This is a genomic window from Arsenicicoccus bolidensis DSM 15745, assembly GCF_000426385.1.
Classification (GTDB): Bacteria; Actinomycetota; Actinomycetes; order Actinomycetales; family Dermatophilaceae; genus Arsenicicoccus; species Arsenicicoccus bolidensis.
Genome location: NZ_AUFG01000015.1, coordinates 80622 through 89521, shown reverse-complemented (window position 1 = coordinate 89521; position 8900 = coordinate 80622). Strand labels below are relative to the sequence as shown.

Genomic DNA, 8900 nt, shown 5'->3' with positions numbered 1-8900 from the left:
CCGTTGGCTCGCAAACCCGGAGCTGGCGGCACGAAGTGACCCGTCGGGGCGCGTTGGGTCGCCCCGGGCGCCCCGGGCGCTGTGAGGACGTTCAACCTGCCCCGCCGGGTCGCTTTCAGCCGCCTGGGACGCCGTGAGGACGTTCAACCTGCCCCGGCGGGTCACTTTCAGCCGCCTGGGACGCCGTGAGGACGTTCGACCTGCCCCGTCGGGTCAGTTTCGGGCGCCAAGGTGCCGCGCGCGACTCGGCAAACCACTTCGCACGCAGCTCGCGGGTCGCCGCCATGACGAACGGGTGGAGAAGGCCACCCATGACGGTGGCGTTCTCCACCGTTGGCCCCACCACGTTGGCCGGCGCTCACCACCCCGGCGCTCAGGCCGGCGGGGTCCCCGCAGCCTCGGGGCCGCCCGCCGCAGGTGACCCCCACAGCGACAGCGCGCGCTTCTCCGCCCGCGCCACCCGGCCACCGCCGACCAGCGCCAGCACGAACGCCACCATCGCCGCACCGCACGGCACGAGGAAGGCCCGCGACGCACCCAGCGCCTCGACCGCCGTCCCGCCGGCGAAGGACCCCAGCGACACCCCGATCAGCAGCCCCGTCATGACGATCGTCATGCCCTCGTTGATCTGCGACGGCGGCACGAGGCGCTGCGCCAGCATCGTCGAGGTGATCAGGGTCGGGGCGATGGCGCCGCCCGCGATCAGCACGACCACCGCGAAGGTCCACACGTGGTCGACCATCAGCACCGGCAGCAGCAGCACGAACATCGCGGCCGTGCCCCAGCGGAGGCGCCTGGCGATGGCCCCGGTGACGGGCAGGGCGCCATACACGAGGGACCCGATCAGCGAGCCGCCGGCGAACATGCCGAGCGCCACCCCGCCGAAAGACTTGGCGTCGTGCGCCTCCGCGAACGCCAGCGCCACGATGTCCATCGATCCGAAGATCGCGCCGGTGAGGGCCAGCGTGACGGCGAGCAGCAGCAGGCCCGGGGCCCGCCAGGCGCGTCCGGCGTGGTGCTCGTGCACCGCGTGGATCGGCGGCTCGGTGGAGGTCTGGACCGTGAGGCCGACCACGCCGACGGCATACAGCACGAGCGCGACGAGCAGCCCGGCCTCGGGGAAGGCCAGGGTGGCGAGCGCGCCCCCGAGCGCGGGGCCGAGCATGAAGCAGGACTCCTCGGCGACCTGCTCGAACGAGTTGGCGGTGTGCAGCGCGCGGGCGTCGCCGCCGAGCAGGTGCGCCCACCGGGCTCGGACCAGGGTGCCGACCTGTGGCATCACGGCGTTGCCGAGGTTGGCGAGGACCAGCAGCCAGACGGGTGCGCCGAGCCAGGTGGCCACGAGGAGTATGCCGAGCGCCCCGACCGACACGAGGCCGAGGGGCAGGGCGACCCGCCGCTGGCCGTGGCGGTCGATGAGGCGCCCGATGGACGGCCCGGCGAGGGCCATGCCGACCAGGCCGACCGAGGAGATGGCGCCGGCGAGGCCGTAGGACCCGCGGCGCGAGGAGAGCATGGCGATGATGCTGACGCCCATCATGGCCGCGCCGAAGCGGGCGAGGTAGGCGGACAGCATGAAGCGGCGCGCCCCGGGGATCCGGAAGAGGATCCCGTAGGCGGAGGTGAACGACGACAGAGGGCTACCCGATCCCGAGGTGGCGGAGGAGGGCGGCAGCGGCGGCGCCCAGGATGACGACAACGATGAAGGGTAGCCGCATCCACAGGGCCACCGCTGCCACCGCGAGCGCGCCCAAGCGGGCGTCGAGGACGATCGCCCGGCCGGTGACGACGGTGTTGGCGGCGACGAGGGCCGCGAGCAGCCCGACGGTCATGGTCGAGGCGATGCGGGCCACGAGGGGGTGCTCGAGGTGGTGGCTCGGCACGAGATAGCCCGACAGCTTGGTGAGGTAGCAGACGAGGGCGGCGAGCAGGACGGCGGCGGTGAGGGTCACGCGGCCTCCCCCTCGTCGCTCGCGTCGACGGCCCGTCGGGTCACCAGGGCGATGATCAGCGCGACGGCCGCGGCGAGGATGATCGGCAGCCCCGAGGGCAGGGCGGGTGTCGCGAGGACGGTGGCGAGCGCGCAGACGACCGCGACCGCCCGCCCGTCCCGGCGTCGCAGGCGTGGCCACAGCAGCCCGAGGAAGCCCGCCACCGCGGCCCCGTCCAGCCCGTAGGTCCCCGGGTCGCCGATCGCGTCGCCGAGCAGCGCGCCGGCCAGCGTGAAGGCGTTCCACAGGACGTAGGTTCCGAGCCCGGCGGCCCAGAACCCGCGCCGCGTCTCGTCGGGGTCGCCCTCCTGGGCGACGGCCGTGGCGGTGGACTCGTCGATCGTGACGTGCGCCTGGAGGGGGCGCAGCGCCCACGGGGGCTTGAGCAGGGCATTCATCTGTATGCCGTACAGCGCGTTGCGGACACCGAGCAGGGCGGCGGTCGACAGCGCCGTCACGGTCGAGCCACCCGCACCGACCACCCCGATGAACCCGAACTGCGACCCGCCGGTGAACATCAGCAGCGACAGCGCGCACGTCTGCCAGATGCTCAGGCCCGCGCCGACGCCCAGCGCGCCGAAGGACAGGCCGTAGAGCCCGGTCGCGGCGGCGATGGACAGCCCCATGCGCACGGCGGGGGTCATCGTGGGCATGGCGGCACCCTCGCACAGCGGCACCGGCCTGGTCCCTCGGCGACCGTGTCGTGGGATGACACGGACGGCCGTTGACCTTAGTGTCAAGGAGGTTGACAGCCCTGGGCCCCGAACGGCCCATCCGCGGATCGGAGAGGTGCCATGACGGACGCCGACGAGACGTCCTTCGCGAGCCGGTTGCGACGTGCTCGGCTCGAGGCCGGGCTTTCTCAGGGCGAGCTGGCCGGGCAGGACCTCTCCATCAGCTATGTGTCCCACCTCGAGGCGGGTCGTCGCGAGCCGACGCCACGGCTCACCTCGCTGTTCGAGCGGCGGCTGGAGCTGCCCCGTGGCTACCTGGCGGGGGAGTCCTGGGGGCAGGGGCGCGACGAGGAGGTGCCCGAGGTGTCCACGGCAGATCTGGCAGCCCTCGCGTCACGGGTGGGGCGGATGCGGTCCGGCTCGTCGACGGAGGACCTCGCGGCCGAGGCCCGCCGCGCCGCGGAGCTGGCGCTGGGCCACGACCGGCCCGAGATGTGGTGGGCCATGACGATCGTCGAGGTCAGGGCCCTGATGCACATCGGTGACTACACGGCGGCGGCGGACGCGGCCACGGCCCTCACGGCCCACCCCTGGGTGCAGTCGCAGCCCGCGCTCGCGGCCGAGGCGCACACGCTGGCCAGCAAGACGAGCCGGCGGGCGGTCGACCGCACCTCGGCGACCCACCACGCGCACCGGGCGCTCGAGGCCAGCGCCGACGTCGGGGACCCCGCCCTGCGCGCCGAGGCCGTCATCGCGGCGCTGGCCACGCAGGCCCTGCCCGGCGACGGCCTGCTCGTCGAGCTCGAGACGCTGCACCACCGGCTCGCCGGCACCCACCTCGGTGGGCTCGTCGCCTGGACCATCGGCACGCACGCCTTCGAGAGCGGCGACGTGCGGGACGGGCTGCGGTGGCACAAGGTCGCCGCGACCGAGGTCAACCCCGACGTCGACCACCGCGACTGGGCGCGCTTCGTGGGCGCGACGTGCTGGATGCGGGTGAGCCGCCGCGTGGACGACGACGTGCCCGAGCTGATCACCCTGGCCCGCCAGCACCTGACCTGGCTGGGCTGCACCGACGAGCTCGCCGACCTCGCGCGCACCGAGGCGCAGTGGCACGAGCAGCACGACCGGCACGAGGACGCGCGCCGGGTGCTCGACGACGCGCTGCGGCTCCCGGGGCTGGCCGGGCTCGCGCGGGGGCGGCTGCGGCTCGACCGGGCGCGGACCCTGCGCAGCGCCGGCGACCAGGAGGAGGTGGCGCTCGAGGCCCTGTCCGCGGCGCGCGACCTGACCCTGGCGGGCGACGCCGAGGGGGCCCGGGTGGCCTGGCAGCTCTACGACGAGGTGTCGACGACCTGAGCGCCGCGCCCGCCACGGCGTAGGGTCGAGGATCATGCGAGGCGAGTACAAGGTCCCAGGCGGCAAGCTGGTCGCGGTCGAGCTCGAGACCGTCGACGGGAGGATCAGCGAGGCCCACGTCTCCGGGGACTTCTTCCTCGAGCCCGACGAGGCCCTCGAGGACATCAACGCCGCCCTGGTGGGGCTCCCCGCCGACGCCAGGGCGGACGACGTCGCCGCGTCGATCGCGTCGCGGCTCCCCGACGACGCCCAGCTCATCGGCTTCTCGCCCGAGGCGGTCGGCATCGCGGTCCGACGCGCGCTGGGTCACGCCTCCCGCTGGGAGGACCACACTTTCGACCTCATCGCGCCCGTGACGCTGGACCCGCGCATGCACGTCGCGCTCGACGAGGTGCTGGCGGGCGAGGTGGCTCGCGGCGAGGCCGGGCCGAGCCTGCGCTTCTGGGACTGGGACCGGCCGCTGGTCGTCATGGGCAGCTTCCAGTCCTACCGCAACGAGATCGACGAGGAGGGCCGCCGACGGCACGGGATCGACGTCGTGCGGCGGATCACGGGCGGCGGCGCGATGTTCATGGAGCCGGGCAACTGCATCACCTACTCCCTCGTCGTGCCGGCCTCGCTCGTCGAGGGGCTGAGCTTCCAGCGCTCCTACGAGTTCCTCGACGACTGGGTGATGGGCGCGCTGGCCGAGCTCGGCATCCGGGCACGCTACGTGCCGATCAACGACATCGCCTCCGACCAGGGCAAGATCGCGGGCGCCGCGCAGCGCCGGCTCGCCGGAGGGGTCGTGCTGCACCACGTGACGATGGCCTACGACATCGACGCCGACAAGATGCTCGAGGTGCTGCGCATCGGTCGGGAGAAGATGTCGGACAAGGGGACTCGCTCCGCCAACAAGCGCGTCGACCCGATGCGTTCGCAGACCGGGCTGCCGCGGGAGCAGATCATCGACTCCTTCCTGCGCTCCTTCGAGAGCCGGTATGCCGTGACGCGCCGGACCTACACGCAGACCGAGCTGGACGCGGCCGCGACGCTCGTGGAGACCAAGTTCAGCACGCCGGCGTGGACGCACCGGATCCCCTGACCGGGGTCGACGCCACGACGTCACGTCGGGGCAGTACCGTGCGACCTATGCGTCTCATCCTCGTCCGCCACGGGCAGACCACGTCCAACGTCGACGGCCTGCTGGACACGGCGCGCCCCGGGGCGGACCTCACCGACCGTGGGCGCGAGCAGGCGGAGGCCGTCGTCCCCGCGCTCGCCGACGAGCCCGTCGACGCCATCTATGTCTCCAGCCTCGTGCGCACCCACCAGACCGCGGCCCCGCTGGCGGCCGCGCGGGGGATCACGCCGATCCAACTCGACGACCTGCGCGAGATCAGCGCCGGCGACGTCGAGATGCGCGGCGACCGCGAGGCGGTCCGGACCTATCTCGAGGTCCTCTACTCCTGGGCGCGCGGCGACCTCGACGCCGGGATGCCCGGTGCCGAGTCGGGTCACGAGGTCCTCGGCCGGTTCGACGCGGCGGTGGAGGAGGTGGCGGACTCCGGCGCCGAGTGCCCCGTCGTGGTCAGCCACGGGGCGGTGCTGCGGCTGTGGACCGCGATGCGCTGCGCCAACCTGACGGGCGAGTTCCTGGCCGACCGGCTCATCAGCAACACCGGCGTGATCGTGCTCGAGGGCGGGCCCGACCTCGGGTGGACCTGCCTGACCTGGGAGGGCGACCCGGCCGGGGGCGAGCAGCCCGGCGACGAGGCCAACGACGGCCCCACGGCGTGACCGGTGCGGGAGCGCCGCGCCGGAACGCACGCCTGCGGCGGGGCGTCATACGAGGTATGACGACCACCACCCGCCCTGCCGCCGCTGCCGTCGGCACGGCGCTGCTCGCGCTCGTCCTCGCCGGCTGCGGGACCGACTCATCCTCGCCCTCCGCGACGAGCAGCTCGAGCGCCGCCGGCGCACCCCCCACCAGCGCACCCACCACCACGCCCACCAGCCCGGGAGGCACCATGACCTCGCCCCTCGTCCCCACGACCGACGTCACCGACAACGGCAAGCCCAGCCCCACGCTCACCGTCACCGGCGCCGTCACCGAGGGCGTCGAGCCCCGCTGCCTCGTCCTGACCGACCAGGCCACCGGCGAGACCTACCAGCCGATGGGCGGCGGTCTCAAGGTCGGTGACCGGGTCACCGTCGAGGGGCACGAGGCCAAGGGCGTCATGACCACCTGCATGCAGGGCAAGCCCCTGCGGATCACCCGGGTCGTCAGCCGCGAGGGCTGAGCGCGCACCACCCACCAGCAGCAGCAGACGATCCCGCCGCCCGAGGAGGGCGACGGGATCGTCTGCGTGCAGGATCCGGCGTGCAGGATCCGCGTGCGGGATGCGGTCGGTCAGCCGCCGGAGACGGCGCCCGCGAGCTTCTCGAGGGACTCCTCGAGGTCGTGCTGCGGGACCAGCGGGAAGTGGACCTTCTGCAGGAGCTGCTTGTCGGTGACCTTGCTCCAGTCGTAGGTCAGCGTCACGAGGGTGCTGTCCTGGCCCTGGGGCTCGAGCTCCCACATCCACTCCCAGCCCTTGGGCTCGGTGCCGGCGGGGGCGGTCTGCCAGGCCACGAGCTTGTTGTCGAGGTAGCCCGTGACGTGGTTGTCGGTCTGGTAGTCGCCGCCCATGTGGTCGCCGTGCATGTTCATCGTGAACACCTGGCCGGTGGCGGTGATGCGGTCGGTCTTGGAGTCGCTGCGGACGAAGCCCGAGCCGTCGAGCTCGGCGTGCCGCGACGGCAGCGTCAGGACCTCGAAGATGTCCTTGGCCGGCGCGTCGATGGTCCGCTGGACGGTGATCTTCTTGTCGTCAGTCATGCGGTCCCCTTACCCACGGGATGGTCGACATACGCCAGGTGTCGCGAGTCCGGCGCCCAGCCGTTGACGTTGGTGGCGCCCTGCCCGCCGAAGATGTCGGCGAGGACGTGCACTGGCAGCGCGGGGGTGCCGACGCGGGGGTCGGCGAGGTCGAGGAGCCGCATCTGGGCCGGCAGGTTGGGGGGGTGCTGCTCCACCCCGGGCTCGTAGGCGAGATAGGCCAGCCAGCGACCGTCCGGCGACGGGTGCGGGAACCAGCTGACCCGCTCGTCGTGGGTGAGCTGTTCGAGGTCGGTGCCGTCGGGGCGGACGCGATAGACCTGGGAGTGGCCGGGTCGCGTGGCGCGCAGCTCGCTGTTGAACCACACCCGGTCGTCGTGGCCCTCGCCGGGCCCGCCGGGACCGAGCTCGGTGCCGTCGCAGGCCGTGGTGTCGGTGAGCAGGGTCAGCTCGCCCGAGTCGAGGTCCAGCAGCCCGACATTGGTCCGTATGACGTCCCCGCTGCCCAGCCGGCCGCTCAGCACGGTCAGCCCGAGCACCCGCCCGTCCCGGCTCTGCCCGTGCAGGTAGTAGCGCAGCGGCTCGGAGCCCGGGTCGGGGGTGAGCCGCTGCGGCTCCCCGCCCTGCCAGGGCACGCGATAGACGTGGCCGTCCGCGGTGAGCAGGTGGTGGCGGCCGTCGGGGGAGACGAGATGGTCGTTGTTGGCGTTGCGGATCGAGCCCGTGTCGACCTCGGCGAGCGGGCCGTCGGGGCGCAACGACCGGGTCAGCGGCAGCACGTGCAGGCGCCCGGCGGCGTTGACGACCAGGTGCCGCCCGTCCGGCGCGAAGCTCGGCGCCTCCAGCACGAGCTCGTCGCTCTCGAGCAGGACGCGACGGGTGTCGTCGACGACGTCGTGCAGCCACACGACGCTGCGCTGACCCGGCAGGAGCGGACGGCCGAAAGGTGGAACGAACCCCACTGAAGACCCCCTAAGATTGACAGAAGGTGACGAGTTGGACACGGAATGATCACGCCGCGCCCGAGCGCCTTCCGTGGCCCCCGGGCGGCAGGACAATCGACCTGTCACACCCGTCACTGTGACACCACACGACCGCTGTCCGCACAGGATGGACGAGCGGTCCCGAGGGACTCCGGGGGGTCAACGGCATGCACCAGCTGACCGATGCAGAGCGAATGCGTCGTCGTCGCCGTCGTCGCGTGACGGCCTTCGTGACCTTCCCCGCCGTGCTGATCGCCACCGCCGGCGTGGGCAGCGCCGCCGGCATGGGCTGGCTCGACGCCCCCCAGCGGGACACCTGCCAGCCGACCGTGGTGCCGGCACCCGCCCGAGCGTCCTTCGCGACCAACGTCCTCAACGCGTCGGGCAAGTCCGGCGTGGCCGGCCCGGTCCACGCCGAGCTCGGCAAGCGCGGCTTCAAGGTCGGTCGGCTGGGCAACGACACCGAGCTGCGCGCGGTGACCCCGGAGGGCGAGATCCGCTACGGGCGCAAGGGATACGACCAGGCGCTGCTCATCCAGCAGCAGGTGCCGGGGGCCCGCATGGTCGAGCTGCCCGAGCGCTTCGACACCGTCGTGGACGTCGTGATCGGCACGGACTTCCGCGGGCTGGCCCCGCGTCCGCCGCGTCCGCCGGCCCGCCCCGGCCAGTTCACGCTCAACGTCTACAACACGACCTACTACGAGAACCTCGCCACCAACACCATGAACGACATGGTGAGGCGCGGGTTCAAGCAGGGCGGCGTCTCCGCCGACCCGCAGAAGTCCTGGGTCACCGAGGTCGCGGTCATCCGCTACGGCGAGAACGGCGACCTCAACGCCAAGCTCGTGCAGGAGCACGTGCCCGGCAGCACCCTGCTGCGCGACGACCGCAAGGACGCCTCGGTCGACCTGCTGCTCGGCATGAAGTGGAAGGGCCTGACCCCGCAGGACCAGGTCCCTGCGATCCCGCCGGAGCCGCCGAAGGTCGTGCCCACGGTCTCCCGCCCCTGCGCGAGCTGAGGTCAGCGGCTGCT

At 72.9% G+C, this 8900-nt stretch carries 10 protein-coding genes; 5 read left to right on the top strand and 5 right to left on the bottom strand.

The window, feature by feature from the left end; all coding sequences use genetic code 11:
* Positions 1-373 precede the first annotated feature (373 nt).
* Genes K313_RS0110250 through K313_RS0110240 form a run of 3 tightly spaced genes read right to left on the bottom strand, consistent with a single transcriptional unit; the run spans position 374 to position 2635 of the window.
* Positions 374-1699 (bottom strand): MFS transporter, encoded by a 1326-nt coding sequence (locus K313_RS0110250; protein ID WP_156911289.1) that lies wholly within the window; start codon positions 1697-1699, stop codon positions 374-376.
* Positions 1641-1952, bottom strand: coding sequence for an AzlD domain-containing protein (locus K313_RS0110245; protein ID WP_029211544.1), 312 nt, complete (start codon positions 1950-1952; stop codon positions 1641-1643). The genes K313_RS0110250 and K313_RS0110245 overlap by 59 nt, the downstream gene beginning before the upstream one ends.
* On the bottom strand, positions 1949-2635 hold the full coding sequence (locus K313_RS0110240) for an AzlC family ABC transporter permease (protein WP_029211543.1): 687 nt from the start codon (positions 2633-2635) through the stop codon (positions 1949-1951). Before K313_RS0110240 ends, K313_RS0110245 begins: the two co-directional genes overlap by 4 nt.
* 150 nt (positions 2636-2785) lie before the next feature.
* Between K313_RS0110240 and K313_RS0110235 the strand changes: the two genes are divergently transcribed.
* Genes K313_RS0110235 through K313_RS22375 form a run of 4 tightly spaced genes read left to right on the top strand, consistent with a single transcriptional unit; the run spans position 2786 to position 6306 of the window.
* Positions 2786-4024, top strand: a complete 1239-nt coding sequence (locus tag K313_RS0110235) for a helix-turn-helix domain-containing protein (RefSeq protein ID WP_029211542.1) — start codon at positions 2786-2788, stop codon at positions 4022-4024.
* Between the two features lie 34 nt (positions 4025-4058).
* A complete protein-coding gene (locus tag K313_RS0110230) occupies positions 4059-5108 on the top strand; it encodes a lipoate-protein ligase LplAB (RefSeq protein ID WP_029211541.1) in 1050 nt (349 codons plus the stop codon).
* A 47-nt stretch (positions 5109-5155) separates the two neighbouring features.
* Positions 5156-5803, top strand: coding sequence for a histidine phosphatase family protein (locus K313_RS0110225; RefSeq protein WP_029211540.1), 648 nt, complete (start codon positions 5156-5158; stop codon positions 5801-5803).
* A 56-nt stretch (positions 5804-5859) separates the two neighbouring features.
* Complete coding sequence (locus K313_RS22375; RefSeq protein ID WP_029211539.1) at positions 5860-6306, top strand: hypothetical protein; 447 nt, start codon at positions 5860-5862, stop codon at positions 6304-6306.
* 110 nt (positions 6307-6416) lie between these two features.
* Here the strand turns inward: K313_RS22375 and K313_RS0110215 are convergent, their stop codons facing one another.
* Together K313_RS0110215 and K313_RS0110210 are read right to left on the bottom strand one after the other, a co-directional pair.
* Positions 6417-6884 (bottom strand): SRPBCC family protein, encoded by a 468-nt coding sequence (locus tag K313_RS0110215; protein WP_029211538.1) that lies wholly within the window; start codon positions 6882-6884, stop codon positions 6417-6419.
* Positions 6881-7792, bottom strand: coding sequence for a TolB family protein (locus K313_RS0110210; RefSeq protein WP_051274086.1), 912 nt, complete (start codon positions 7790-7792; stop codon positions 6881-6883). The genes K313_RS0110215 and K313_RS0110210 overlap by 4 nt, the downstream gene beginning before the upstream one ends.
* Positions 7793-8034: 242 nt before the next feature.
* On the opposite strand from K313_RS0110210, the gene K313_RS0110205 reads away from it, so the two are divergent.
* The gene (locus tag K313_RS0110205) at positions 8035-8886 is read left to right on the top strand and encodes a LytR C-terminal domain-containing protein (RefSeq protein ID WP_019285131.1); all 852 of its coding nucleotides are present in this window, start codon (positions 8035-8037) and stop codon (positions 8884-8886) included.
* Positions 8887-8900 lie beyond the last annotated feature (14 nt).

Coding starts and splice junctions, on each gene's coding strand:
- K313_RS0110240 (WP_029211543.1), bottom strand. CDS start 2,635: ATGACCCCCGCCGTGCGCATGGGGCTGTCCATCGCCGCCGCGACCGGG.
- K313_RS0110235 (WP_029211542.1), top strand. CDS start 2,786: ATGACGGACGCCGACGAGACGTCCTTCGCGAGCCGGTTGCGACGTGCT.
- K313_RS0110230 (WP_029211541.1), top strand. CDS start 4,059: ATGCGAGGCGAGTACAAGGTCCCAGGCGGCAAGCTGGTCGCGGTCGAG.
- K313_RS0110225 (WP_029211540.1), top strand. CDS start 5,156: ATGCGTCTCATCCTCGTCCGCCACGGGCAGACCACGTCCAACGTCGAC.
- K313_RS22375 (WP_029211539.1), top strand. CDS start 5,860: ATGACGACCACCACCCGCCCTGCCGCCGCTGCCGTCGGCACGGCGCTG.
- K313_RS0110215 (WP_029211538.1), bottom strand. CDS start 6,884: ATGACTGACGACAAGAAGATCACCGTCCAGCGGACCATCGACGCGCCG.
- K313_RS0110205 (WP_019285131.1), top strand. CDS start 8,035: ATGCACCAGCTGACCGATGCAGAGCGAATGCGTCGTCGTCGCCGTCGT.